The organism is Rhizobium sp. FKY42, from assembly GCF_005222835.1.
In the GTDB taxonomy this organism is placed as follows: Bacteria; Pseudomonadota; Alphaproteobacteria; order Rhizobiales; family Rhizobiaceae; genus Neorhizobium.
In genome coordinates this window covers 1-26,526 of sequence record NZ_STGA01000010.1, presented here as the reverse complement: position 1 = coordinate 26,526, position 26,526 = coordinate 1, and the positions used below count along the sequence as shown (strand labels likewise).

At 58.4% G+C, this 26,526-nt stretch carries 23 protein-coding genes and 3 pseudogenes; 16 read left to right on the top strand and 10 right to left on the bottom strand.

The features are described 5' to 3' along the window. Positions 1-77: 77 nt before the first annotated feature. Positions 78-287 (top strand): annotated as a pseudogene (locus E8M78_RS05630) (flavin reductase family protein); the annotation flags it as partial. 174 nt (positions 288-461) lie between these two features. Continuing rightward, positions 462-602, top strand: coding sequence for a hypothetical protein (locus tag E8M78_RS23745; RefSeq protein WP_246658237.1), 141 nt, complete (start codon positions 462-464; stop codon positions 600-602). 37 nt (positions 603-639) lie between these two features. Here the strand turns inward: E8M78_RS23745 and E8M78_RS05620 are convergent, their stop codons facing one another. The 3 genes from E8M78_RS05620 to E8M78_RS05610 are packed head-to-tail and all read right to left on the bottom strand — an operon-like array spanning position 640 to position 3,601. Then, the gene (locus E8M78_RS05620) at positions 640-1,566 is read right to left on the bottom strand and encodes a dihydrodipicolinate synthase family protein (protein ID WP_137134141.1); all 927 of its coding nucleotides are present in this window, start codon (positions 1,564-1,566) and stop codon (positions 640-642) included. An 11-nt stretch (positions 1,567-1,577) separates the two neighbouring features. Continuing rightward, entirely contained in the window at positions 1,578-2,942 is a 1,365-nt protein-coding gene (locus E8M78_RS05615; RefSeq protein WP_137134140.1) for an amidohydrolase family protein, read from the bottom strand. A gap of 5 nt (positions 2,943-2,947) precedes the next feature. After that, positions 2,948-3,601 (bottom strand): aspartate/glutamate racemase family protein, encoded by a 654-nt coding sequence (locus E8M78_RS05610; RefSeq protein ID WP_137134139.1) that lies wholly within the window; start codon positions 3,599-3,601, stop codon positions 2,948-2,950. A gap of 296 nt (positions 3,602-3,897) precedes the next feature. Here E8M78_RS05610 and E8M78_RS05605 point away from each other — a divergent pair, with 296 nt between their 5' ends. From E8M78_RS05605 to aepY, 8 genes are all read left to right on the top strand, one after another. Further along, positions 3,898-4,770 (top strand): rhodanese-like domain-containing protein, encoded by an 873-nt coding sequence (locus E8M78_RS05605; RefSeq protein WP_137134138.1) that lies wholly within the window; start codon positions 3,898-3,900, stop codon positions 4,768-4,770. Between the two features lie 151 nt (positions 4,771-4,921). Continuing rightward, positions 4,922-6,484: an ABC transporter substrate-binding protein gene (locus E8M78_RS05600; RefSeq protein ID WP_137134137.1), complete on the top strand. Its 1,563-nt coding sequence runs from the start codon at positions 4,922-4,924 to the stop codon at positions 6,482-6,484. A 109-nt stretch (positions 6,485-6,593) separates the two neighbouring features. Then, positions 6,594-7,604 carry an ABC transporter permease gene (locus E8M78_RS05595; RefSeq protein ID WP_137134136.1) on the top strand — a complete coding sequence of 337 codons (1,011 nt, stop codon included), beginning with the start codon at positions 6,594-6,596 and terminating at the stop codon, positions 7,602-7,604. Between the two features lie 4 nt (positions 7,605-7,608). Further along, a complete protein-coding gene (locus E8M78_RS05590) occupies positions 7,609-8,448 on the top strand; it encodes an ABC transporter permease (RefSeq protein ID WP_137134135.1) in 840 nt (279 codons plus the stop codon). A gap of 10 nt (positions 8,449-8,458) precedes the next feature. Beyond that, complete coding sequence (locus tag E8M78_RS05585; RefSeq protein ID WP_137134134.1) at positions 8,459-9,844, top strand: ABC transporter substrate-binding protein; 1,386 nt, start codon at positions 8,459-8,461, stop codon at positions 9,842-9,844. A 12-nt stretch (positions 9,845-9,856) separates the two neighbouring features. After that, a complete protein-coding gene (locus E8M78_RS05580; RefSeq protein WP_137134133.1) occupies positions 9,857-10,237 on the top strand; it encodes a VOC family protein in 381 nt (126 codons plus the stop codon). Positions 10,238-10,250: 13 nt separating this feature from the next. Further along, positions 10,251-12,302, top strand: a complete 2,052-nt coding sequence (locus E8M78_RS05575) for an SUMF1/EgtB/PvdO family nonheme iron enzyme (RefSeq protein WP_137134132.1) — start codon at positions 10,251-10,253, stop codon at positions 12,300-12,302. A 358-nt stretch (positions 12,303-12,660) separates the two neighbouring features. After that, positions 12,661-13,806 carry a phosphonopyruvate decarboxylase gene (gene aepY, locus E8M78_RS05570; protein WP_170973325.1) on the top strand — a complete coding sequence of 382 codons (1,146 nt, stop codon included), beginning with the start codon at positions 12,661-12,663 and terminating at the stop codon, positions 13,804-13,806. Positions 13,807-13,809: 3 nt separating this feature from the next. On the opposite strand, the gene aepX is transcribed toward aepY, so the two are convergent. Continuing rightward, positions 13,810-14,673 (bottom strand): phosphoenolpyruvate mutase, encoded by an 864-nt coding sequence (aepX, locus tag E8M78_RS05565; RefSeq protein ID WP_170973324.1) that lies wholly within the window; start codon positions 14,671-14,673, stop codon positions 13,810-13,812. A gap of 164 nt (positions 14,674-14,837) precedes the next feature. On the opposite strand from aepX, the gene E8M78_RS05560 reads away from it, so the two are divergent. Next, positions 14,838-15,908, top strand: a complete 1,071-nt coding sequence (locus tag E8M78_RS05560; RefSeq protein ID WP_170973323.1) for a methyltransferase — start codon at positions 14,838-14,840, stop codon at positions 15,906-15,908. Positions 15,909-15,925: 17 nt separating this feature from the next. On the opposite strand, the gene E8M78_RS05555 is transcribed toward E8M78_RS05560, so the two are convergent. Further along, the gene (locus tag E8M78_RS05555; RefSeq protein ID WP_137134128.1) at positions 15,926-17,077 is read right to left on the bottom strand and encodes a hypothetical protein; all 1,152 of its coding nucleotides are present in this window, start codon (positions 17,075-17,077) and stop codon (positions 15,926-15,928) included. Between the two features lie 174 nt (positions 17,078-17,251). On the opposite strand from E8M78_RS05555, the gene E8M78_RS05550 reads away from it, so the two are divergent. Continuing rightward, on the top strand, positions 17,252-17,908 hold the full coding sequence (locus E8M78_RS05550; RefSeq protein ID WP_137134127.1) for a thymidylate kinase: 657 nt from the start codon (positions 17,252-17,254) through the stop codon (positions 17,906-17,908). On the opposite strand, the gene asnB is transcribed toward E8M78_RS05550, so the two are convergent. The 3 genes from asnB to E8M78_RS05535 are packed head-to-tail and all read right to left on the bottom strand — an operon-like array spanning position 17,865 to position 21,624. After that, positions 17,865-19,841, bottom strand: a complete 1,977-nt coding sequence (gene asnB / locus E8M78_RS05545) for an asparagine synthase (glutamine-hydrolyzing) (protein WP_137134126.1) — start codon at positions 19,839-19,841, stop codon at positions 17,865-17,867. The two genes, E8M78_RS05550 and asnB, sit on opposite strands and share 44 nt — an antisense overlap. A gap of 3 nt (positions 19,842-19,844) precedes the next feature. Further along, a complete protein-coding gene (locus tag E8M78_RS05540; protein WP_137134125.1) occupies positions 19,845-20,558 on the bottom strand; it encodes a phosphocholine cytidylyltransferase family protein in 714 nt (237 codons plus the stop codon). 19 nt (positions 20,559-20,577) lie between these two features. After that, positions 20,578-21,624 (bottom strand): TauD/TfdA family dioxygenase, encoded by a 1,047-nt coding sequence (locus tag E8M78_RS05535; RefSeq protein WP_137134124.1) that lies wholly within the window; start codon positions 21,622-21,624, stop codon positions 20,578-20,580. 218 nt (positions 21,625-21,842) lie between these two features. On the opposite strand from E8M78_RS05535, the gene E8M78_RS05530 reads away from it, so the two are divergent. From E8M78_RS05530 to E8M78_RS05520, 3 genes are all read left to right on the top strand, one after another. Continuing rightward, a complete protein-coding gene (locus E8M78_RS05530; protein ID WP_137134123.1) occupies positions 21,843-22,058 on the top strand; it encodes a hypothetical protein in 216 nt (71 codons plus the stop codon). A 66-nt stretch (positions 22,059-22,124) separates the two neighbouring features. Beyond that, the gene (locus E8M78_RS05525) at positions 22,125-23,051 is read left to right on the top strand and encodes a hypothetical protein (RefSeq protein WP_205910221.1); all 927 of its coding nucleotides are present in this window, start codon (positions 22,125-22,127) and stop codon (positions 23,049-23,051) included. An 18-nt stretch (positions 23,052-23,069) separates the two neighbouring features. Further along, positions 23,070-24,122 (top strand): hypothetical protein, encoded by a 1,053-nt coding sequence (locus tag E8M78_RS05520; RefSeq protein ID WP_205910220.1) that lies wholly within the window; start codon positions 23,070-23,072, stop codon positions 24,120-24,122. A 126-nt stretch (positions 24,123-24,248) separates the two neighbouring features. Here E8M78_RS05520 and E8M78_RS05515 read toward each other — a convergent pair. Continuing rightward, a pseudogene (locus E8M78_RS05515) lies at positions 24,249-24,911 on the bottom strand (LysR substrate-binding domain-containing protein); the annotation flags it as partial. 51 nt (positions 24,912-24,962) lie between these two features. Here E8M78_RS05515 and E8M78_RS05510 point away from each other — a divergent pair. Beyond that, positions 24,963-25,565 (top strand): annotated as a pseudogene (locus E8M78_RS05510) (pyridoxamine 5'-phosphate oxidase family protein); the annotation flags it as partial. Between the two features lie 352 nt (positions 25,566-25,917). Here the strand turns inward: E8M78_RS05510 and E8M78_RS05505 are convergent. Further along, complete coding sequence (locus E8M78_RS05505; RefSeq protein WP_062556587.1) at positions 25,918-26,121, bottom strand: cold-shock protein; 204 nt, start codon at positions 26,119-26,121, stop codon at positions 25,918-25,920. Positions 26,122-26,526: the final 405 nt, after the last annotated feature.

Below are 26,526 nucleotides of genomic sequence, written 5' to 3'. Positions count from 1 at the left end.
CGGCATTCAATACCTGTCGGCATCTATTCGGATGGAAGGGACAGCGGAGCAAGTTCCGACAGGGATCTTCCGCGTGGATCGATTACCACCGTCGCACTCTGGTTCTTGGCGAAGTGGTCCACATGCACGTGCGTCCTGAATGCATGGATGCCGAGGGGCGATATGTGGACCCCGAGCACTACCAGCCCATCGCTTGCCTGCATGCCGACAACTACATCACCTCGGACCGCCAGTTCGTTCTGACGGCCCCTCCGATATCCGATTTCATCAAGCCGCAAGACCAATAAGATCTTTGAAAGATTCGACTACATGCATATTCGTTTGATCAATCCCAATTCGACCGCAGCCATGACAGTCCAGGCGCTGGAAAGCGCCTTGCGCGTCAAGCAGCGGACACGTAGGTCACCCGCCGTCAATCCGACGGATACGCCTGTCAGCATTGAAGGGGCGCGGACGAGGCCATGGCAGTGCCGGTCATCGATGGCGTAACCGCCGCCATCAAGCTTGCTGAAGCGCTGGTAGGGGCAGGCTACACCACCTCAAAGGTCATCGCCTATGATTATCCTCGCTTAAAACATTCCGGAGTGGCTGCTGTCGCCTGAAAACGGCAATGTCGAAACATGCTCGGACCGCACGGTCTTAAGCAAGGGCTCCGAGCCTTCGGGTCTGCCGCGCGATCAGCATTTCGATTTCGGCGATGGCCGCAGCATTCAGGCCTGCACCCGGCCTGCGCTGGGCAGCGCTTGCAATTGCGCCGCGTTTGGCAAGAACATATTTGCGGACCGCGAGACCGATACCCGGCTGCTGTTCATAGCGGACGAGAGGCAGGTAAGCGTCGAACACATCCTGCGCCGCTTCATACCTGCCTTCATTGCTGAGGCGCACGACGTCCGCCATCATTTCCGGATAGGCAAAGCCCGTCATGGCGCCGTCGGCACCACGGCGCATTTCTTCCGGCAGGAAGGCACCGGCATTTCCGCACAAGATCGAGACACGGCGGCTGCCTTCCGTCTCGGCCTGACGCAGATCCGAGATCTTCTGCAGCCCCGGCCAGTCCTCGTGCTTCAGCATGACGATGCTGGAATGGGCTTCGAAGATGACACGAAGAGTCTTCGTGGAAATCTGCACGCCGGTCGAAAGCGGGAAGTCCTGAAGCACCACCGGAACGTCTTTTCCGACTGTCTCCACGACGTTCCGGTAATAGCCGATGATCTGCTCGTCCGTGCGCAGCGAAGAGGGCGGCGCAACCATGACGCCAGCGGCACCCAGATCCATCACGGCGCGGGTCAATTCGCCAAGGGCGGCGAGACCGGGTGCAGACACACCCACGACGACGGGCATATCACCCGCGCGCGCCAAAGTTTTCCGCGTGACCTCGATCGATTCTGCCTGTGTGAGCTTCGGTGCCTCCCCCATCATTCCCAGAATGGTCAGCCCGTCGGCACCTTTTCCCGCGTAGAAATCGACCATGCGATCGATGCTGTCGTGATCGAGCGCACCTGTTTCCAAGAACGGCGTCACGGCGATGACGAAAACGCCTCCGGAGCTTGACGTGATGTATGCCATCGAAAAATTTCCTATTCGAACCAATGGGATTGACCGCGGCGCACATAGTGTCCGTCGCCGGGCTGGTTGAGAATGTTTTGTCCGTCGAAGGCGAGTTCGCCTGACAGATAGGTCCGGCTCACGGTGATGTTGAAGCGACGACCGTCGAACGGGCTCCAGTTCAGGTCATCATGGGCGTTTTGCGCATTCCAGATCTGTGGCGTCCGGCTGACGACGGTCAGATCCGCATCCGATCCAATCCGGATCGCCCCCTTCTGCGGCCAAAGACCAAAGAACTTTGCTGGCCGTTCACACAGTTGTTCCACGGTCATTGCCGCGGCGTCAAAGCCGCGTTCATCGGCGGCGGTGTAGAAGGCAGGCAACAGTGTCTCGAGGCCTGGAACGCCCGCACCGGCATCGAAGATGGAGTCTGTGAACTTGTTGTCGATCGGCCAGCTGGAATGGTCCGAACTGACGAAGGCAACGCGGCCAGATACGACTTCCTCCCACAAGGGCTCGATCTGGCCGGGGCGAATGGGGGGATTGACCTTCATGCGGGCACCCAGTTCCTTGCCATCGCGCTCCGGATCGAACCACAGGTAGTGAACGCAAAGCTCGCCTGTCGCGCGGAAGCCGTCTGCCAGATAGTTATCAACCAGCTGGAAGCCGCGCGCTGTGGTCAGGTGAACGATATGGGCATGAGCACCGGCTGAGGCACCAAGCTCCAGAAACTGTGCCGTCGCCGCAAGCTCGGCGGCAGGAGGGCGGCTGGCCGAATGGGCCTGTATGCCGTTCTGTCCGGCAGCTTTTGCCGCTGCAATATAGGCGCGCACGATCTCCTGGTCCTCGTTGTGGACACCCAGCGGCAGCGGGCTATCGGCGAGGGCATGGAAAAGACGCAATATCTGGTCCGACGATATGCGTGGAAATCGGGTCGGGCTGCTTTCGAAGGTCGAAATCTTGAAGGCAACAACGCCACCGTCGATCAGGGGCGCGACATCCTCCATCGATTGGCCGGGCAGAACGGTTCCATAGAGCGCCACATGGGCATGGGCATGCTGCTCGATGGCTTCGATTTTCTCCTTCAGCCTTTGCAGGTCATTGAGAGGTGCCGGATTGTCATAGGGCATGTCGACGATGGTGGTGACGCCACCGGCGATGGCCGAACGCGTGGTGGAGCGGATGCCGGGCAGTCCGCCATAGCTGCAGGCATGTGTCTGGCCGTCAATAATGCCGGGCAGGATCAGCTCGTCGCCGCAATCATGGACCTTTGTGCCTGATGGCGGCTCACCGGTGCCGATGGCCGCAATTGCGCCTGCGGAGATGGCGATCCAGGCATTTTCCAGAGGGCCATCGGGAAGGACCGCGGTTCCACGCAGGATGAGATCGAAACCCATGGGTGTTACCTTCTGTAGGAGAGATCAAGATGGTTGGCCGCAAGCGCCACGCCCGCCTGCACCGGATCGATGACCGGAATGCCAAGCGTTTCCTGCAGCTTCGCGCGGTAGGACCCAAGGCCGGCGCATCCGAGAATGATGACGTCAGCCCCGTCCTCATCCCGCAACAGGCGTGCCGTCCGGGCAACGGTTTCCACGACATCGGTCGCCATCAACTGGGCGACTGTCATGTTTATCGAGCGGTCTGCGGCCAGACGATGTTGCAGGTGCAAGGCCTCGAGATAGCGCAGGTGCCTCGCAATGGAGGACGGCCCCAGCGAAATGATGCCGAAGCGGCGACCTAGTGAAAGAGCCGTCAGATAGGCCGATTCTGCAATCCCGAGCACCGGCTTGGTGGTTGCAGCCCGCACGCGGTCAATCCCCGGATCCGAAAAGCACGCAAGGACGAAGGCATTGGCATCGCTGCTAGCGACAGCGTCCAGAATGTTGGGGATGACTTCGGCCACATGGGTGTCGGTTTCGATGCCGGGCGGCGACTTTGGAAGCTCGATACATTGGATATCGTGGGCCGTGGACGCCTTCAAGGGTACGAGACAGGTCTGCATGGATTGCGTAACCGAAACCGAACTGTTGGGATTGATGACCAGAATAGTGGGCAAGCTTTCACTCCCGTGGTGCACGTCGGATTCTCCATACTAGGTATATTACGTAATATATTACAGATGATTTGGTGTCAAAGCGGATGGATGACCCGCTAACGGAAATCCGCAGGGTTCTCACCGGACGCGCTGGCCGGAGGATTTCAGCACGGCTCGGGTCAAGCAAAAAATTTCTAATATACTAGGTAATATATTTTTTATATGCCAAGTCTTTCAGCGTGCTCGCATATAGGATTATGATGCAGTGCGGCAGAACAAGTTAGGCGACGACAGGGTTGAGGGGGGCAAGTGGGCGAATGACACCGAATGAGATTCGCAGCAGCGTTCTGCTTACACCGCACCAACTCTACGAGCGTCAGCGTCGTGGCGAGGAGGTGAGCGTTCTCGCGGTACAGTCGATCAATCCCTATACCGGACGGCCATCGTTTACGGGCCAGAGAATTCCCGGCGCAATCGATACCGAAGCCTATGAAGATTTCCAGTCGCCTGCATCCGCACAGGAGGGGCAGCGCCCCCTGCCGAAGATCGATGCGCTGCAGGCGCGCGCCAGAGCCTGGGGGTTGCTGGCCGAGCGTCCGGTGGTTATCTATGATGCCGACCGCAGTATGACGGCTGCACGCGCCTGGTGGGTGCTCAAATGGGCCGGGTTGCCCGATGTGCGGGTGCTGGATGGCGGATTGCCTGCCTGGATTTCAGCCGGCTTGCCGACAACGACGGAGGTCATCGAGCCGGTTCCCAGCAACATTGTTCTGAGTGCTGGCCACATGCCGGAATTTGGGCCGGACGATGCCGTGCAGCTGGTGCGGGAGGGAGTGCTGCTCGATGCGCGCATACGCCCGAATTACATTGGTGGGCCGGTGGCCGAAGGTCAGCCGCCGCGCGGACACATTCCCGGCGCCATCAGTGCGCCAGCCCCCGACAATGTCACCGACTATGGGAACTTCACGGATGCTGCCACCCTGGTGCAGATGTATGCGGCGCTAGGGGTCGATGGACAGAAGCCTGTCGGGGTTTACTGCGGGGCGGGAATGTCGGCTGCGCATACGGTGCTGGCGCTTGCCTCTATCGGAATTTCGGCCGCGATGTATCCGGGCTCCTGGTCGGCTTGGGTAAGTGATCCGGCTCGTCCGGTCGTGGTGGGTGCGTATCCGCACGGCAATCCAGCGTAAAATCTAGGCATCTTACGAGTATGGTCAAATCTGCGCCATCCATGCTTTACACGGTCGTCGATTATGATATATTTCGTAATATACTACTGGATCTCGACGGTCTTTCTGCCGTCAAAGCGTCTGTCCATCGGCGAAACGAAGGGGTGAGCCAATGAAGATCTGGAATGGGATTGTAGTGGCGGCGGCAGTCTTGCCACTGCTCGGTTCGGCAGCATTCGCACAGGCCGATGCAAAACTGAAAACGCTTGTGGTGGCGGTGCCTTCGGATCCGGTTGCGCTGGAGCCGGGCACGAACAAGGCCGAGCCGATCGGCAGTGAGATCATTCTCAACGTCTTCGACACGCTGGTTGCCTGGACGGCGCCGGACTTCAAGGTTCTCGAGGGGCGCCTTGCCAAGAGCTGGACCGTGTCCGATGACGGCAAGGTCTTCGACTTCAGGCTGCGCGAGGGCGTTAAATTCCAGGATGGAACCGCCTTTGATGCAGCGGCAGTCAAGTTTTCGCTGGAGCGCACAAAGGCCACCAATCCCTACGTTAAGGCCACGTTCGATCTCATCAAGGAGATCACTGTCGTCTCGCCAACGGAACTCAAGATTACGCTGTCTGCCGCCTATCCGGCCTTCCTTTCCATTCTGGCGCAGCCGCAAGCGGCCATTGTCAGTCCCGCCGCCGTTGCAAAATACGGTGACAAGTTTGCCTCCAACCCGGTCGGAACCGGCCCCTTTGCCTTCAAGAGCGCACAGGCCGATACCAATGTTGTGCTTGAGGCAAACCCGAACTATTTCCGCGGCGCGCCAAAGCTGTCGCAGATCATCTACCGCGTCATTCCGGATGCCTCTACGCGGCGCCTCGAATTGGAAGGAGGCGGCGTCGATATCGTGCAGCAGCAGGGCCAGCTATCGGCCATTGCAGCTCAGGACATCGAGGCGCTGAAGGCCAACAAGGATTTGAAGGTGCTGGAGGCATCCAGCCAGATCATCCGCCAGCTGGAGTTCAACAACAGCAAGACCGACGGTCCCTTCTCTAACCTGAAAGCCCGCCAGGCCATCGCCCACGCCATTGATTACGATGGTCTGCTTCAGGGTGTCTTCGGCGGAACGGCCGAGCGGGTGTACGGACCGCTGACATCCAACAGCTGGGCCTTCAATCCGAAGATGAAGGAACTCGCTCCGAAATACGATCCCGAGCTTGCCAAGAAGCTGCTTGCAGAAGCAGGCATCAAGCCCTCTTCGCTGAACCTGAAACTCTACAGCTTCCAGGGGCCGCTCTGGGGTGCGGTAGCAACCTTCGTTCAGGCCAATCTGGCGGATATCGGCATCAATGCCACGATCGAGCAGACCGAGTTCCCGGCACTCCGGACGCTTCAGACCTCTGGTCAGTTCGACGTGGCGCTGGATGGCCGCCAGCCGTGGTATAACGATCCCGATGCGCATATCACCATCGGTTACCTCTCTTCGCTCGCCAACACGGCCATGACCTTCCGGATGCCGCAGGACAAGGCGCTCGACGACCTGATTTTGAAAGCGCAGCAGACGCCGGACATGGAGGTGCGCAAGCAGCTCTATTTCACCATCCAGGAAGAAATCGCCAAGCGCGTTCCCGGTGCCTACCTGTTCAGCCCGAAGCTGATCGTCTTTGCCCGTGCCAATGTCGAGGGGCTGGTGGTCAACAGCGCTCCGCCGCTCAACGAATACTGGTCGGTCTCCAAGAAGTAGGATGCTATCGGGCGTCGGCGACCATCAGGTTGCCGACGCAAACCCTATGCGGCACCTTGATACTCGTCAGGCATTATGGCGGCCCGCAGGAAAAGAGTGAGAGCCAGACATGGCGAGTTTCATCATACGCCGCCTGATCGCTTTGATACCGGTCATGTGTATCGTCCTCGTCATCGTCTTTTCGCTGGTGCGGATCATTCCCGGCGATCCCGCAACCACTCTTCTGGGGCCCGGTGCGACGCAGGATCAGATCGAGGCTCTGCGTGCCCAGTTGAACCTCGACCAGCCGGTGATCCTGCAGTTCTACCATTATGTCCTGGGGCTTTTCGTTGGTGATTTCGGCTATTCGCTCAAGACCGGGCAGCCGGTCGCCACGGAGATCCTGCAGCGCCTGCCTGCTACGATCGAGCTTTCGGTTCTGGCTGTTATCGTGGCTGTCATCGTCGGAATCCCGATCGGCGTCCTGTCAGCGGTCCGCCCGAACTCGATGTTCGACCATGTGACCCGCCTCGTCTCCCTCATCGGCGTGTCTATGCCCGCTTTCCTTCTGGCGCTTATCTTGCAGTTGATCTTTGCCACCAGTCTCGGCTGGTTGCCGGTATCCGGGCGAGTGAGCCCCTATCTGCCAATCGAACACGTGACAGGCTTTGTCATTCTTGATGGGTTGCTCACGGGCAATGTGCAGGGAGCGCTGAGCGCCGTCCAGCATCTCATCCTCCCCACCGCCGTCCTTGCTGCCTTTCTCGCGGCAACGCTCGGTCGCTTCGTACGCAACACGATGATGGATGTGATGGGCGAGGATTTCATTCGTACGGCCAAGGCGAAGGGGCTACGCAATCGGCAGGTGGTGCTGAACCATGGCCTTAGAAATTCACTTCTGCCAGCGGTTACCATCATCGGCCTCAAATTTGCGGAAATGCTGGGCGGGGCGATCCTGACGGAGACGATCTTCGCCTGGCCCGGAATTGGACGGTACATGTTCGAGGCCATCAAGAACCGCGACTATCCGGTCATTCAGGGGACCACGCTGGTCTTCGCGCTGCTGTTCGTGCTGACCTCCATCATCGTCGATGTGCTTTACGGCATTCTCGATCCGCGCATTCGCCGGAAGATGGGGTGAGACGATGAAGGACGTCGTGCTTTTCCTGCGCCGCAATACGCTTGCTGTCGTTGGACTTGTCATCCTCGTGGCTCTGATCGGCCTCATTACCATTGGTCCGTCCCTCACGGGCTATTCTCCCACCAAGCTCGATATTCTCCACAAGCTCGCCGCACCGAGTCTCGATCATTGGCTTGGCACGGATGCTTTTGGACGCGATGTTCTGACACGCATCATGTATGGGGGGCGGGCCACGCTGGCGATCGGGGTCGGCGTCGTGGCAATCGCCTTTGCCGTCGGTGTATTTTTTGGAATGCTTGCCGGCTTTGCCGGTGGCTGGCTGGACAATCTCATCATGCGCATTGTCGATGCCATTCTTGCCTTTCCGGCGCTGGTGCTTGCCATTGCGCTTTCGGCGGCTTTTGGGCCGAGCTTGCAGAACGCCATGCTGGCAGTTGCGATCACGCTTGCGCCGCAGTTTGCCCGCGTGGCGCGCAGTCAGGCGCTGAGCATTTCGGTCAAGCCCTATGTCGAAGCCGCCATATCGCTGGGGCTGCCAAGCCATCGCATTCTGCTGCGCTACATCTTCGTCAACGGACTTGGCCCGCTTCTGGTGCAGTCGACACTTGCTCTGGGCAGCGCCATTCTCCAGACGGCAAGTCTTGGTTTTCTCGGGCTTGGCGCACAGCCGCCCATGGCAGAGTGGGGGGCCGATGTTTCGGCCAATCTTCAATATGTCCGCGGTGCCGCCTGGGTGGTGCTGGCGCCCGGAATGGCGATCCTGCTCGCCGTTCTATCCTTCAACCTGATTGGCGATTCGCTTGCGGACTGGTTCAATCCGCGCCGCCGCAGCGAACTGGAATAGACCATTACCCATGACGAAACTGCGCATCACGCTGGAAAAGATCGACTTTCTGCCGCCGGATCGCGTGACGGACGATACCAGCGTTCTGACCCTGAAAAATCTGGTGTACGAGCCGCTTCTGCGCTGGGACAATGGTTTTGTGAGGCCAGCCCTGTTTGAAAGCTGGACGCATTCGCCGGACGGATGCCAATGGCAGTTCGTAATCCGGGAGGACGCGACCTTTCATGATGGCAAGCCCTGCGTCGCTGCCGATATTCTGGAGTTCATCGACGGGATCCTGCAGGCGGTCGACACCTTCGGGATGAAATGGTCCTACGCGCGGTATCTCAAGGATGCCGCGATCGGTGCCGCTTCGTCGCGCATTGTCGAGGTCCGCAATCCGTATCCGATCGCTGATATCCTCGACATCTTCTCCGAATTCTACATCTGCCGGCGCGATGCCGCAGGACGCCCGATCCTCGGGACGGGGCGTTACCGCGTGGCGGAGTTCGAGGCCGGCAAGACAGCGGTTCTGGAACGCATGCCACTGGCTCAAGGCCCGCATCAAATTCTGGCCACGGCCTGCAAGAGCGCCGAAGCGCGGCTCGATCAGCTAAATGCCGGGACTGTCGATGCAGCGCTCAATCTGGAACGGGTGGAACACCGGTTGGAGATGGATCCCCGCTTCCAGTGGGGAAAGGCCGTCAACACGCTTTCCGTCATGTATTATCTCAACTGCCGGGAAGGCATATTCCGTCACGAGAGCGCCCGCCTTGCCGCCAATCATGCGGTTGATACGGCAGCCATCGCTGCAGACATCTTTCACGGACTCGCCGTGCCTTCCGCAACCATCGTCAGCCCGTTTCATCTGGGGGCTGCGAAGGCAGGTCTGTCACCAATTGCCTATGATCCGGAAAAGGCGCGTCGACTGCTGGATACGGTGGATATCGATGGCGTTGTGCATCTGCGCACGCCGACCTTCATGCCAGAGCGGGCGCCTGACATCAGCCGTTTTGTCGCCGCCTCGCTGGAGGCTGTCGGTTTGAAGGTCGAGGTGGAGACGGAGCTGGATCGGCCTGAATATGCCCGCCAGATCGGCCGTAAGGAGATTGGCGATATGGCCATCTTCGATTCATCGCCGCACAGCACCTATCGCATCCTCAACGACAAGATCTCCAGCGTGCCGCAGGCGGTCTGGTGGCAGGGTTATGACGATGCCGAGACGGAGCAGCTTATTGCTGCCGCCAATCAGGCAGTAGATGATGCGGCGCGCGAAGAGGCCTATGCGCGTTGCCTGGCCCGGCTGCACCGCAATCCGCCCTGGCTCTACATTCTCCATCCGATCGATGTCTTCGCCGCCAGTCCCGGTGTTGCGGGCCTCGGCATCGATCACAAGGGCACCCTCACGATCCGCTAAGGAGCTTCCATCATGGAAAAGGACTACTCGATCACCTTCTTCTACTATGAGGATATCCATGCCGTCGCGCCGTTCTATGAGAACGTGCTGGGGCTTGAGCTTGTCCTCGATCAGGGTCTGGCTCGCATCTATCGTATCGCTGGGAAATGTTATTTCGGGATCGTTGACGGCAATCGCGGTCACCTGAAGCACCAGGCGAAAAGCGCCGTCCTGCTGACGATCGTGGCGCAGGATGTGGAGGGCTGGCACGCAAAGCTGAAGGCTGCCGGTGTGCCCGGTCTTTCCGAACTGCTGCGCGGACGGTTCTGTGAGCATTTCTTCTTTGAAGATCCAGCCGGTTACGCGATAGAGATACAGCGGTTTCACAATCCCGATATCGCCAAGCTCTTCTGAAGAGGCGAATGAAATGAGCATGTCGCTGGACCGTTTGCGCGAAACCCTTTTCGAGCAGGCCCTTGCCTTTGGCGCGCGCCCCTTGATGGCGCGTCCCGATGGAGACGTGGCGAGCCTCGCAGAGGGTTACATCCCGCTTCTCGTCAACTTCACGGTCGAGGACAAGGCTGCCAAGGGACTGCGCAAATTGCGAGAGCAGGCTGAACCGGAGCCGCCTGTCTATTTCTCCGCTCTCGAAATGGCCCGGGATCATGTGGCGCTTGTTTTGGCGGGAGAAACCGGCAGCGGCAAGACGACATTCGCCCGGCATTTGAGCTTCGCGCTGGCACGCGGTGACAAGACGCCGCGCATGCTGGCGCGCAACGAGTTGGGCGCGCGCCAAGCGGAGGTTTGGGAGGCTGACGACGTGCTGCCTCTGTATCTTGAGGTGCGAAAGGAGGCGTGCCTGATGGCGCTGGTGGATGCCGCGGCTCCCGGATTGGAGGCGCTTCTGGCGTCCGATACCTGGTCTTCATCCTCTGCCACATTGCTGATCATCCTGGATGCGCTGGAGAATGCAGGCTCCAGCGCCGCAAGGCTGCTCGAAGAGGCGCTTGGCATGCAGGCGGCTCATCCGCGCGTGCGTATTCTGGCTCTGGCGGAAAAGGAGGCGAGCGCAGGGCTGGTGCCGCCCGCACCTTTCGTACGCTTCACGCTATTGCCACTTCTCAAGGGCCAGCGCATCGGCGCTGCGCGAACCATTGCGGGGCTCGATGTCGAGGCAAGGGGCATCGGTCTCGGTTCTGCGGCGGCCAATCCGGCGCAATTTGCCATGGCGCTGAGCGCTTCCGCCCATGGTGCGAGCGCCGAAGAAATCGCCGATGCGTGGCTGGCGCATGTGGCGAAGGACAAGCAGACCACAAAGCTGTTGTGCGGACTTGCGTCCGATGCCCTCTGCGGAACACTGGATGATCCAGAGCTCTTGCCTGTCACGCGGGTACGGCAATTGCTGGCCGCTCGCCATCTGGCGGATCAGACGCCAAAATCAGCCGTTGCGGCTTTCCGAACCAATCCGCCGCTGTGGGCTCCGGTTCTCAGGAGCCTGGCCAGACGGCTTTCCGGCACGCCTGTCCTTACTGAACTGGTCTCAGATCTTCTGGAAGGCGATGGCGAAGCTTCGCTGCGAGGGGCTCTCCTGGCGTCGGAGCTTTCAACCGATGGCGCATTTCACATGGCATTGACTGAGAAAATACGGAAGATCGTTGAGACCGGGGCTTTGACCCCCGGCGAGCGAGAACAGGCGGGGCGGGCGCTTTCAACCTTGGGCGACCCACGCGATCTGGAAGCACTGGCCAGCGTGTCTGCTGGCTCCTTTATCTTCGGTTCCAATACGCATGCGAATTCGGCCCCGCCGCACGTACTGACGGTTGGCGCGTTCCGGATCGGTCTCTACCCGGTGACCAACGGGCGCTATGGCCAATTCGTCCGCGCCACGAACCGGTCCTGGCAAAGCCCGGACGGATTTTCGCCTGAGCGGCAAAGTGCGCCCGCTACCGATCTCACCTGGCGGGATGCCAACGCCTTTTGCGTATGGTTGACAGAGATCTGGCGTCATGAGGGGCGCCTCACTGACACCGAGATCGTGCGACTTCCTACGGAACCGGAATGGGAACGAGCCGCACGCGGCGACCAGTCGGACCGGGGACAGGACATCATCTATCCCTGGGGTCATGAATGGCAGGACGATGCCTCCAATTCAGAGGAGGCTGGCTTCAACACCACCTGCACCGTCGGGCTCTTTCCCAAAGGGCGCTCCCCCTATGGCTGCTACGATATGGCGGGCCAGGTCTGGGAATGGTGCACGACGTTGTGGGGAGAAGACATGGCAACGCCAAGCTTCCGCTATCCCTATGAAAACGATGGCCGCGAGGACAGCAATGCCGGACCCGCCATTCGCCGTGTCTTAAGGGGTGGCTGCTTCAGCAGCGGCCAGATGAAGGCGTGCTGCACCTATCGTGGCAGTCTGGAGCCGGATGGTTTCTGGCGCGGCAACGGTTTCCGCATCGTCGTCGCACCCGCAATCTGACGCTGGGCGGACACCGTGACTGACCGGGTGCGGTCGTTGAGAAGCGCTCCCGACGTTCATCCCTCTGGAGATGGCCATGTGCGTGCTCCGGTAAGGACCTCTCATACACTGGTACATGGCTTGCCTATCGACGCGGATAAACCGCGGGATCGATTCATGGATACCATCATGGTTTGCATTTTTCGTTCGAAGAGAATATCCATGGTCGCATGTTGATGCTCGCAATGCGAGAGACTGAATTTTGAGACAATGGATTTTATTGATTATCTTCATTGGCTTACATGAGCGGGCTCCTGCCGTTCGGTGAGAAAAGATAGCAATATCTGCAACTTTTAGCTTCGCCTTTCTGGAGATGAAAATGATAAGCCCTTCTGAAATCACGGACAGACTTTCAGTACGCGGATATGATTTTGCAACGGGAGTTCCATGCTCCCTACTGGGTCCGCTTATCAACCAGTTCACGCTTGAGGAAAACTGGCGCTACTTTAGCGCTGTGAACGAAGGTCTGGCCGTGGGACTTGCTGCCGGTGCCTATATCGGCGGATGCAAACCGATCGTCTTCATGCAGAATTCGGGATTGGGAAACGCATTCGACGGGCTGACCTCGTTGATAGCCGTTCAACGCATACCCTTGCTATTGCTGATCAGCTGGCGTGGTGAGCCCGGTACCGGCGACGAACCGCAGCACGATTCCATGGGAGGGATCCTGCTGGATACGCTGAAATTGCTCGATATTCCTTTCGAGATTCTGTCTCGCGATGGCGGCAATGCCGACATGTTGCTGGACAAGGCAGACCATTGCTTTCGCAACGCGAGAAGCTTTGCAATCGTGATCAGGGAGAAGACATTCTCTCCCCAGCCGCACAGCAAAAGCCGCATTCGCAACTGCCGAAATGCTCGGCGAGAGGCGCCGATTGCGATCGCCGGGTCTTCTTTTCCGACCCGCATGTCCGTCATCGATGCGGTCCAGAAACATGCACCCGAAATGGCGGGAATTGTGTCCTCGACCGGCAAGATGAGCCGCGAACTTTTGCTGATCAATGACAGCCCACGCAATCTTTATGTGGTGGGCTCAATGGGGCTGGCTTCCACCGTTGGCCTCGGCATCTCGCTCACGACAAAGCGCAAGATTGTTGTACTCGACGGTGACGGTGCGGCGCTTATGCAAATGGGGGCTTTCGCCATGATCGGAAGCTATGCCGACGATAACCTCATCCATATCGTTCTCGATAACGGTGTGCATGATTCCACCGGCGGGCAGGAAACGGTTGCGAAAAACGTTTCCTTCTCGCAGGTCGCTGCCTTTACCGGTTTTCCTCGCGTCTTCGAGACATTCGCCATCAATGATTTTACGGATGCGTTCGAAGAAGCATTGCAAGCCGGTGACGGGCCGGTGGCCATCCATGCGCACGTGGCGGCCGGAAGTCTGCCGCAACTGCCGAGGCCTTCAGCCACGCCGATGGAAAACATGGTGCGCTTTCGGACCCATATCCAGTCGGGCTGAGCCCTACGTGTCGAAACAGCGAAGTATGTCTCCAACCGGGGTGCAAAGTTCCTCGCATTCGGCTGCCCGACCATACTGCAGAATCGAACTGGCGGCCTGCTTCATGGCCTTATGGGAGGAACGCAGGAGATGGTTCGCATAGATGATGACGTTGACGCCTGCCTGGAACAAGGTTTCCTCATTCACGGCGTTATAGGTGGTGGGAACGGCAACCAGAGGGGCTCTTTCGCCCGAACGCCTGAACTCCTTGCTGAATTCGAGAACCTCATCGGGGTCCTGATGATGGCTATGGATCATCACGCCGTCCGCACCGGCCCGCAGATATGCACGGGCGCGCGTGAGGGCATCCTGCATCCCGTTTCCGAGAACCAGGCTTTCGATCCTCGCAATCACCATGAATTCCGAATTGCGCTGCCAGGTTTTTGCGGACTGAAGCTTGGCGCAGAAGTCCTCGATCGGCAGTTGCAGCTGACCCGGCATATTGCCCTTCAACGAGTTCTGCTTCAGACCTCCCTTGTCTTCCACGATCGTTGCGGAGACTCCGGCTCGCTCCAGGCTGCGAACCGTGGAGCGCAGTTGAAGGTGGTTCCCGCCGGTATCGCAATCATAGATGACCGGCAAGGAACAGACGTCCATCAACTCGTGAAGTGAAAGGAGGCGTGAGGAGTGGTCAACGACCTCGATATCCGGTTTGCCACGGATTGCGGAGTCGGAAAGGCTGCTTGACCATACGGCGTCGAATTTGCGGGTCACCGTGGGGGATTTGAACTCCGCCGCCTGGGCGATCAGGCCGCAGAGGGGAGTATGCGCTTCAAGCACCCGCACAAGGCGGTTTGTATCCATGAGATTGCGAAGGCTATGCGCCATTTTTTCCTCCCGACAAATAGGCCGCGCTGAGAACGCAGATCTCGGACCGTGACCGGCGCGAGAACCGTGCGGCATACTAGCAATTTCTGATTGCTAGTTGAAATGATTTATCGCATAAGATGCATCATTATTTTGACGCAACCGAACGGGGGCGGCCTGTGCCCGTGCTTGGAAATTTAGTCGAAGCGCTCGCTGATCGCGGTCTGGGAGAGTTCCTGACCAGCTTTAATCCGCTTCATCCCCGTCCGCTCGATTGGCGGCCATATCGCGATCGCGTGCCCGATCGCCTGCGAATTTTGGTGGAACTGTTTGCATTCGGTGCAGAGATAGACGTCAGGCAGCTACCGCAAGAGCTGGGCTGGATTTCGACTGAGCTGCCGCGCGCTGGCGTTGCGATTTTCGATGGTAGAAAGCTGCAGCTCAAGGTTGGACTACGGCTCCTTCCAGTCGCAGGCCGGTGGCTGTTCTGCACGCCTCCCGGCACAGGATTAAGCCACTATCTCGGCGACGACTCGGTTGCGCTGATGTTGCGCATTCAGCCAAGGGCCGAGGCGACTGTGCTCGATCTATGTTCGGGAAGCGGGTTGCAGGCACTGCATTGCGCGGGATTTGCACGCCGCATCACGGCGGTCGAGCGCAACAGGGATGCTGTTGAACTCGCCCAGGTCAACGTGATGCTGAACCGGCTTGAGGGAAAGATCGACGTTCTGCAGGGAGACATGTTCGAACCCGTGGAAGGTCGACAATTCGATCTCGTGGTTGCCAACCCGCCGCTACTGCCTGTGCCGGATAGCCTGCCGGATCTGTCCATCGGGCACGGTGGATATGACGGCATGCGCGCTTGCTGCCGTATTCTTGAAGGGCTGCCCGCGGCCTTGTCACCTTCAGGGCGGGGGCACCTCATCGCGAGCTGTCTTGCCGATGCGGACAATCATTATCTCCGAGATCTTCTGGTCACCAACGCCAAGGCCCATCATCTCGATATCGTCGTGACTGTGGTTTCCATGAAGGAGGTGGCCGCAAAGGATGGCTATCTGGAGGCGATGGCGTCAGCCGTTGCGCGTGAAATCGGGCAGGATCCGAACCTTGTTCTTGCCGCCTATCGGGAGGATATGCGGCAAAGAAAAGCGACGCATCTGAGCTTTCTCTTTCTCATGGCGCGCCATGGGTCAGGACGTGTCGAACTGCTTGATATGCGAACTGCCGACGACCAGGGTGTCTGGCATATCGTCTGACCAAGAACTCGTCCTTTTCAGCCAGCGCCGGTATCGAACAAGGCTGTGATGTCCTCCCATGCCAGCGAGGGCTCCCGGCCGAATTCCACCTGAACGGCACGCAACTGTGCCTTGCCAAGCGCCTCAAGCCGGGGAGCTTCCCGATCTTGCCGGTTCAGGACGTCAGGAAACGGCAACCAGTCGGCCAGGGGCCTGTCATGCGCAATACTTTGAACAAGCCGTGCGCGTGCTGTTTCAGAGTCGATCGACGTGATGCGCTGACGGATCGTGTCCGGGGAAAATTTGGGAAAGATCAGAAGATCCACGTTCATGGAGGTGATGTTGACCGGACGGTTGAACAGGAGATCCAGCCCCGGAGCGAAGAATTCATACTTGCCATGGGAAAAAACCGGACCGTTGCGATAGGCAAAACCATCCCGGCGCGTCGTGTCGAGTGCCTTGTAGAGAAAAGCATTGTCAGCAATGGTTTCCGGGGTGATCCTGCATATGTGAGGCACCGCCTTCGCCTGGAGCGTACCCTGCGGCGTCATGGTGATCTCGCCGAAATCGCTGCCCAGAAGCTCCGCGCCACGGGCCAGAAAATGCATAGCCAACGATGTTTTGCCGGCCATCTTGGGGCCGATGATCACGGCTCCACGACCGCGATAACGCAACATGGCCGAATGGAGATCGAGGAAGCCTTCGTGCCACAAGGCACGCCGCCAGAGGTATCCGGCCAAGGTCTCCACATGCGGGATGAATGTGTCGTCCGCTTCCGGCCGCACATAGACGAAGAGGCGCTCTTCATTCAGAAGAACGGTGAGGCCACGGAATGGCGCCTTGTGGCGAACGACGGTCAACGCCTTCGACAGGACAACAAATTCCGAAGGGAAATCCGGACGCCAGTAGGTCCTGAGTCCGACCATTTCTCCCTCTGGATCGATCGGGCGTCGATCGGCCTCGTGGTTCCAGATCGCATCGGAGCGTATGACCGCGATCCGCCACGGGCTTGAAGATGATGATTGTTCCTCTTTTGTGCGCTCAACGACTTGCGCCTGGAGATGGAAAAGAAACTGCAGGATTTCACCTGTGTCCGCTTCGTCCGAACAGAACTCCACCGGATGACCATGCAGGGTGACACGAAAATGGTGTGCGCAACCATCGACGGCCTGCAGGATGGCGCGTTTCATAAATGAGTGAAGTTCCAATGATTTACCCTCGTCAATATCAATGGATCAGCAATAGACATTTGCAGCTTTTGGCTGTATCACGTATATGTTGCATTTTTATAGTGTATTCACCAGACCTTGCTGCCGAAAATCGCAAAAAGGCGGCTGCATCATGGAAGAGGGAGGCGTAGCGATATGCTCATGGTCATCGTGGGGACGGACGGAGCCGGAAAAACCTCGCTCAGCAACGCACTCGATCAGGCTTTGCTTGACGCCGGAATTTCCACCACACGGCTTGACCGGTTCGGCATCCTTGATCGTGCCGAGGCACCGGCAGCAGCCTTCGTTCATGCGAATGTCGAGGAGCTGCGCCAGTATGCACTCGATATGTCTGCCCCTGCGCGACTTCTATTCTATCTCTGGTCTATGGCGCTGACGGTGACGTCCACCATGGCGAAGCCGGATGCGCCGCAAGTAATCATCTACGACAGTTACTGGATCAAGCATGTGGCCGTCGAAATCGCCTATGGCGCGGATGAGCAACAGGCCGTCTCTGCCGGTCACCTTTTGCCGAAGCCGGATCTCATCATCTATCTCAAGGCATCTCCCACCGCGCTCTACGAGCGCAAGATCGGTGATCTGGTGGCCTATGAATGCGGAATGGATCCAGCCTGCGAGCGTGAGAGTTTCATTTCCCATCAGACAAAGCTGGTGGAGCGCCTTGATCGCTGGGCGGAGGAGCAGGGATGGCACATCTTCGATGCGCTGCGACCAACGCAAGAGCTGGTTGCCGAGGCGGCAGCCCTTGTCATCTCCCGGCTTCCAGCACAGCAGGGTGAGGCTGCGGAATGAGGTGAGCCTGTCCGTCGATGTGGTTGCGAAACCACAATTCGATGTTCAGAAGCATCCAGATGCGCTTGCCGTGCCCATCATAGGCCGACTGGCGCGTTGTCTGTAACATCCGTTCAATTTCCTGGGTCTGGAAGATTCCGCGTTCTCGCGTCCGGTTGTCGAGCAGAATATCGGCGGCAAAGTCATGCATCGAATGCGCCAGCCAATTGTCCAGTGGAACGGGAAATCCAAGTTTCTTTCGTCGAGAGATCGAAGGTGGCAGCTTTGCGTCGGCCATCCGGCGCAGCAAATACTTTGTCGTATCAAACCTCTCGCTGGACTCGGCATTCTTGTAGAAGCAGGCCCGAAGCATGCTGAGAGGCGATTTCCAGCGGATCTTGTAGTGCATCGGCACAGAGGTGATGAATTCGACCAGTTCGTGATCCGTGAATGGCACGCGCGCCTCGACCGAGGCCGCCATGCTCTGCATGTCCAGGCGGTCGAGCAGATTGGGAAGATGCGTCGTCTCAAACACATGAAGGATTCGATCGTAAGGGCCCAAGTCCTTGAGACGCGCAAACATGTCTGCAAAGTGTCCGCGCACGGCAGCATCCCCGTTGATCCGGGCCTTTGCCTCGTCCGTCAGGACCGACTGCTTGTCCTCGAAACTCCACCAGTTGTAGACATGGAAGAAATGGTCGAGCTCCTGCGTGATCTTCAGCCGCGCCTTGATGTCCGGATCCCTGACGCGGGAAGCCAGAAACGACTTGATGGGCCGTGGCAGCCGGTGAAAAAGGCGCAAGCGCGCAAAATCGAAAGGTGAACCCTGCACGCGGCCATAGCCGCCGAACAGCTCGTCGGCGCCTTCTCCTGACAGGCACACCGTGACATCCTGCTTCAAGTTTTTCGACAGGACGTTTAGCGCAACCTCGTGCGGAATGGATAACGGCTGGTCCCGATGCCGGATCTGGGCTTCCAGCTCGTCCTGATAGTCGTCCGCGCCCAGAACCAGATGTTTATGATCGGTACCGATGTGCGTACTGGCAATCGTGGCGAAGGCGCTTTCGTCATAGCCGTCTGCGTCGAAGCCGATCGAATAGGTCTTGAGTGTCTTGCCTGTTGCCTCTCGCATCAATGTCACCAAAAGACTGGAATCGACGCCGCCGCTCAGATAGGCCCCAACCGGTACATCGCTGATCATCTGCCGCGTTACGGCGGCCCGCAGCAGTTCATCTGCTCGCGCGAGATAGTAATCCTCGCCATGGTCTTCCCCCGCGACTGGATGCGGCAGGTGCCAATAGGGTTCGATCCTGATATCGCCGTTGCAATAGGTCAGACAGCTGCCGGGCGGCAGGCTCTCGATCCCTTCGAAGACCGTGCTGCTGCCAACAACGGTGCGAAAGGTCAGATAACTCGATACCGCGGACAGGTTTGCCCGACGGATGAAACGCGGATGTGCAGTCAGCGATTTCATCTCGGAGGCGAAAACGATTTGTTGACCCAGCCGGGTGAAGTAAAGCGGCTTCACTCCCAGCCGGTCCCGGATCAGCCACAATCGTCGCTCGGTGCGATCCAGCACACCATAGGCGAAGATGCCGTTGAGCTTCTTGGCGCTGTCTGGCCCCCATTCCACGAAGGCCTGCAAGACGACTTCCGTGTCACTGTTTGTCCTGAACGTATGGCCCTTTTGCCGGAGTTGCTCGCGTACATCTCTGAAATTGTAGATTTCACCGTTATAGGTGATGACGTATCGCCCGCAGGGCGATTGCATCGGTTGATGACCACCGTCTATGTCAATAATCGCCAGCCTGCGATGACCGAAAAAGGCTTTTTCATCCATGAAACTGCCCCTGCCGTCCGGACCTCGATGCTGCATCAGGTCGGTCAAAGCCTCCAAAACAGGGCGGGGTTCCTGAAGGGGGCCAGATGATACGGTTCCAAATATGCCGCACATGGATCATTTCTCCCGGTGTGAGCCCCAGAGCCCGCGCGCGGCGTCAAGGTCGACGGGAAGGTCGATCTCCGACCAGCGCAAGCCTGTCACGTCGATCGGCTCCACGCGATGGCCCTGTTCCATGAGGATTTGAATCCCCGCGAGGTAGTAGTCGCGCAATTTGCCGGCGCGTAGGGCTGCTTCGGTCGCGGGCATCAGGTCTGATACGGCGGCTGCGGACAGTTTCGTGATGCCCACGAAACGCGCATCGGCGCTATCTGCTGGAACTGAAGGTCCCACGGCCGTAACAGTTGCGTCTTTCATGGAGACGAGCGCATGCCCCTCTTCGACACGGCTACGGTCGATGACCAGGCCGATATCGGCAGGTGATTGAATGGCTGCGGCCAGAAGCTCCGGATCATAAATCAGATCGCCATAACAGACGAGAAGGTCATCGCCCATCATCCAGTCTCGGGCAAACAGAAAGCTGACGATGTTGTTGCAGTCCCGGTAAAACGGATTGTAGCGAAAATCGACTCGGTCGCCGTAGCGGCTTGCGAATACCTCGTGCCGAAAGCCGGTGGCAAGACAGACCCGCTTCACCCCGAGCGATGCCATCGTATCGATCTGACGATCAAGCAGTGCCTTGCCATCAATCTCGATCAGAGATTTTGGCGTCTCTCCCGCCACGGATTTGAGGCGTGACCCATGACCTGCCACCAGGATAAGTGCTTTCATCGTATGGACCAATCCCGTGCTATGCGTGTGCGTGGAGCCAGACGCGGCGCATCAGTCGGCGACGGTCGGGGTCGATTGCAGTTGGGTCATCGCTCCGGACATGATCCTCAAAGGCCGTCCGCCCGTGCGCGATCACGTGATTGTTGAGCAGCTGGATATCGCCTGCTTGCATTCCGGCCTTGATCGTCAGCGCTCCCGTCCGGTCTTCCAGCAGGCCCTCCAAAAGATGCAATGCCAGATGCTGCCTTTCGGTCAACGGAGGCACGTTTGGCAATTGCGGCGCCTGCCATACGTATTCGGGCTGCCACCGCAGGCGCAGTCCGTGATCTCCCAGTGCGGGGTCGTAGGAGAAAATCGGTTCGTACAGGGTTGCCGGATTGTGGGCTGAAATCTCGTCGGGCTTGAGGCGCCGGTCGAAGTAGAAAGGCTGGTACAGTTCATCCAGCAGGTCAGGAGCATGCTCGAGCAGGATATTGTGAATTCTGCCGACGCTGATGAACTTGCTATCTCCGCCTGAAAGGGCAGGCCGTACGCACAACAATCCGACATAGTCGGCGACAGCGGGCATGATGGGGCTATCTGTGTGGATCGAGCCGCCGGTCCCGGTCTCATGATAGCGTGGCCTCTCCTGCAATGGCCGGCCCAGGTTTTCCACGCGGCCAAAACGCACGAACCCGGATTTCTGGACAAAAGGCCTGCCAAGTTCGAGGCAGAGACGCCAGAACGTGTTTTCCAGCTCGGTTTGACTATCCAGTACTTCAGCCAGACCGGTCACGATCACGAAGCCGGATCCGGCTTGCAAATACTTCCGTTGCAGCATTGCCGCTGTCTCGCGAAGGCACGGAAAATCGCTGTTCTCCAGAGAAAGGCCCTCGAGCGGAATTTCCTCCTGAAGCAGTGACCTGTTCGTCCGCAATTCTCCCAGAACTTCAGGGCTGAAGCGCACGGTGTGGGATGGAGCTGCCCCATGCTCCGCCGCCCAGGCAATGTTCGAGGGTAAAGGTCGATCCAGCTTTCGAAACGCTGACAACGAGGCATGGTGATGCGGGCAGGGGAGGGATGTCATCGGCCTCTCTCAATATATAAAATATTTTAAATCATATACTTAGATAGATGGATCGTGTCGGCGTACGCCAGCTTGTTCAAGATTATACACGTTATTGGGGTGCTATATCAGCCGAATATCCTTCTACGCGATTTTCAAATTGACAACAACTAAAAATTGACGCACCGTTTTAATGCAACTGAGCGAATCCCGCTCTCAACTCGAAAAAGGAGGCTTTCATGAACAAGGATCATCTCTCGGCTGAAGACGTGACGCGTGCCGGTGAAGTTCTGCGCAAGACCAGCACCGGACTGCTGCTGACCGGGCGCATTCTCAATGGCAAGCTTGAGCTGGATAAAGAAACGCTGAAGGAAATCGAAAAGCGCTTTCCCGATGCGGACCGCGCCTTCGTTGCCTTGAACTCGCCCTTCGACCCAGTCTCGCAATGCGCCTGACAGGCAATTCGAAATTAGGCCTGTTCGTATGAACGAACAGGCCGCTTCGGTCGGAGGAGGACGGACATGACACTGAACAAGAACGATTTGCTGAACTTGCAGAGGGAGAAGGACCGGATCTCGTTCATTGCGCAGGTCGCGGTTCATCAATATGGCGGCAGTGATGCTTTTCCCCTGTATTTGAAGGCGATTTCGGAAGCGCTTGATAGCGAGCCGCCACCCTTCGATACCGAAGGTTATTCGTCCACCTATCGCAATTCCGCCCTCGACCCACGCTGGTTGGCGACATCAATCCTGACCAATGCCGAGATGGAAGGCGACGGTGCACGACGCCTATGGTCATTGGCAACGTTTGCGCCAGATGGTGAGGAGCGTGACCTCGTCAAACAACATGCCGTGGATGAATCGAGACATGCTCTCTATTACCTGGCGCTTCTCGACCTCGCGTTTCCGGATGCTATCGAACCCGGCTTTCGCCAGGAGCTGAGGCAGCTGTCGCCGGGCTTCTCCATGCACAAGGAGCTCTATCCAATAGAGGGATCACCCTACGCCCGCCCGCCGACCATCGACGATTACCTGCAGATGAACATCGCCGAGATCCGCACGACGATCCACCACATGATGCAGCGCAGCGCGATCCGGGCGCATTGTCCGGAAGAAAACCTGCCACAGGCTCTGAAGGTGCTGGATCAGCTTCTGGACGACGAACTTGCCCATGTTGGCTATACGGCCATGCTGATCGACAGGGTAGCTGCGCGGACTCCGGGCAACCGCGTCGGCGCGCTGTTTCGAAAAAGATTTCGGGACTTCAACCTCATCACCACACAGGAGCTGGGCGACAACGCGTTCGGATGCAGCCTTGAATGCTGCGCAAAGCGGGAATGGTGCCGTGCTGGCCCCTCCGCATCGCCCTTCAGCTATAGTGATGCTCCCTTGCCGGATCTGTCCCCAGGACTGTCTGTAGGGACGTCCCAAGGGTCGGCCAGCCATTGACGCGGAGATTTGCGTATCGTGAATTCGATGTCATTCGAGAATTATCTGGCGTTCAAGCGCACGTCCAAGACGGCGATACGCGATGCCGCGCGTCTGCTGGCAAATTCGGACGGCCAGGAGATCATTCTGGCCGTGGGCTCGGTGGCGGAGGGTCTGGGCAACAGCAAATCCGATCTGGATCTGCTGATGCTCCCGAAGGATCATGATGCGGAGGAAGGGGCGAAAGCCGAATGTTCCTGGGTATCCGGCGATTGTATCGTGGATATGCAGATCCTGTCAGTGTCACGCATGCAGGCGCTTCTTTCCCGTCTGGAGGCCTGGGCCTTGGAGGCCTGGGATGTCAGCAGGCTTGCTCCGTTCACCGCTGCCGAACTGCTTCTCCTGCATCGCCTGTGCACGGGCGTTCCCCTATCCGGCGGCAAGGAGGAGCAAAAAGCGCGTGGGCTGCTGCCCGATCGTGATCAGGTGGCCCGCCTGAAATTGCACACCGCACGCCACATGGCACGAACCGTGCAGGTAGACATGGTGGGCTATAAACGTCTGGGTGACTGGTACTCGCTTCTCTATGCCTCCCAGGATCTGCTGGGCCATATCAGTGACGGTTTGCTAGCGGCATATGGTATGACGAATCCAAATCCGAAGTGGCGGAGTCGCCTTCTTCATGGCTTGCCGGCAGATTGGTTAGACGGGATCGTAGCGCGGTCCCTGACTTCAGACGCACGAGACACTGTCTGGCGGAAGCACTATGCCCCGCCGCATATTGATGTCCAGTCCGCGCTTGCCCATGCCTGCGAGACTACCGCCTTCGGGCGCGCCGTGTTTGCCCTGGCGGAATGCAGGCTGGTGCACGATCTGGAAACGTCATGGCAGAAGACGGTAGCGCGCAGACATAAGATTGATCCCCCTCAGACGCGTTTGCCCGGTCTTGAACTTGATGCCGACTTCGTCATCCTGCCCGACCGTGTGTATATTGCGCGGTTGAACGAGTTCGACACGGCACTGGAAATCGCGTTCGAACATTTCCCGCTGATCTTGCAGCAGGAGATTGCGACCTCCACAGACCTGCACTAGTTTGCCGGTTTCGACCTGCAATTCGATGCCGGGGAGACGCACGAGAACCTGCGATGAGCCTTATCGTTCAACTGGTCCCGTCGTCGATCCATCGGCAGCGATGGAATGGCCGCAGAGCCGTGCGCTCTATTTCAGCAAAGCCCTCAGCCGTGGTGTTGCAAAGTCGAGAAACGTTCTGAGTTTCAGCGGCATCAGGCCTTTCGACCTATGGAGAAGATGAACCGGCGACGCCTCACGTTCATACTGCTCCAGCACCGGAACCAACAAGCCAAGTTCGACCGCCCGCTTTGCCGGATAGGCCATGACGCGCGTTATCCCGAGACCTGCCGCGGCAGCGTCGATCGCTGCCTCTGCCGTATTCACGGAAAGGCGTGTCCGGATTGGCACCGCGATCTCTCTCGCGCCGTCGCGGAACGTCCATACCTCAGTTGACAGTACTCCATTGAAGGCTATGCAATCGTGGTCCTTGAGGTCATCAGGACGCGAAGGACGCGAATGCCGCTCGAGATAATCGGGGTTGGCATAGGTCGTCGTGCGGATCGAGCCGAGACGGGTCGCGATCAGGCTGCTGTCTGAAAGTTCGCTGATGCGCAGAGCGACATCGATATGTTCGTCGGTAAGACTGATCATCCGGTCACTCATCGTCAGATGAATGTTGATCTCCGGAAATGCCTTCAGGAAATCCGTTATGATGGGCAGTACATGAAGGCGACCGAAGACAATCGGCGCCGTCATGGTCAGGTCTCCCTTGGGCACCGCATATTCCCCGATGGCGCGGCGTTCGGCTTTGTGCGCGATCTCGCAGAGCCTGGGCGCTCGGAAGTGCTGGTTTCAGACCGGCTGGACGCAAATGCACGGCGTATCATCGAAGCTGCCGACACCTTTTTCGTTGCCTCTTACGTGGATCGAGACCGGGAAGGGTGGCAGGTGGATGTCTCCCATCGCGGTGGCCGGCCAGGTTTTGTCCGCGTCGATGCCGATGGCGGACTGACCGTGCCGGATTTCAATGGCAACCTGTTCTTCAACACGCTCGGCAATTTCGTCATCAACCCGCGTGCCGGGCGGCTGTTCGTGGATCATGAGACGGGTGACATGCTGCAGATGACCGGCACTGTGGAAGTCATACTGGATTCCCCAAAAATTGCCGCCTTTGAGGGCGCTGAACGTCTTTGGCGCGTTCGGCCGGAAAAGGTGGTGCTGCGCGGAAATGCGTTGCCGCTGCGATGGAGCCTTCTCGAAGGCGGCATGTCACCGAGCAGCCTTATGACCGGGGAGTGGAGCCAGGCCGAAAGCCGCTTGAAGGTTGCGGCAAAGGCCAGGACATGGAGACGCTTCTGCGTGAAACGGGCCATCGAGGAAAGCTCCACGATCCGTTCGTCGCACCTCATGCCGGTCGATGGCGGAGCCGTTATCCCGCACCTTGCAGGCCAGCATCTGCCGATCCGCACTGCTGGCCATTGCGGCGATTGCCGGACCAGGATTGTGAGCGGCGGGGTGAGTTATGCATCGGAGCCCAGCTATACCGTCGCTGACAATGAGGCGCTGATTTGCTGTTCGGTGCCTGCACAAACCGACGACAATCTGCAGCTGGACCTGTGAGGCTGGCAATTCCAGAGTGGCATCGAGTGACCTGCGTCATCGACATTTGGGGTAATCCCGTTACCCTGCCCGCATATCGTGCAGCTCACTCACCCGAATGCAGGGTTCTACGGGCAACCCGGTTCCTGCAGAACCTTTCGCAAGGGCAGCATCAACCCTGATCTCGCCGTTTCGACGAGATCAGGGATCGTCGACTTCAGAGGACGGTTACGTTCTCAGCCTTCGACTTGCCTGTCTTGCGATCCTGGCCCACGTCGTAGCTCACCTTCTGACCATCGGTCAGGGAAGCGCCGAAGCCGACGGCGGATATGTGGACGAACACATCCGGACCACCATTGTCCGGGGTGATGAAGCCGAAGCCCTTGTCCTGAGCGAAAAACTTTACGGTACCAGTTGCCATCTTATCCTCTTTGAATCGAAGTGCGGACAAGCATTAGCGACTGGGCCGCCGCACAGCAAGACAAGTTCTGCACAACGCCCCGCCCGAAACCGGATTGAGTTCTGACTCGAAGGTGAGACACGTCGACTGAGACAGCAATTCAATCGATACCATTGTTAGTTCAATGCTTCAGAGGCGAGTTTGGCCCGTTCATCGGGCTTTTGGTCTGGATATAGAGCAGGGTGCCACAATCGCTGTAACGCGCGTATCCGCCGGACCGTAGGCTTGTCGAAGCCTCCTCGTCCAAACCTTGCAACTTCACCGAGGTTCCATAATATTTATTATCGTGCATTCAACTATAGCAGCCATTTAGTAATGCGACAGTTGGGCCAGTTAGAGATGCGACAGTTTTCGCCCTTCTAGCTG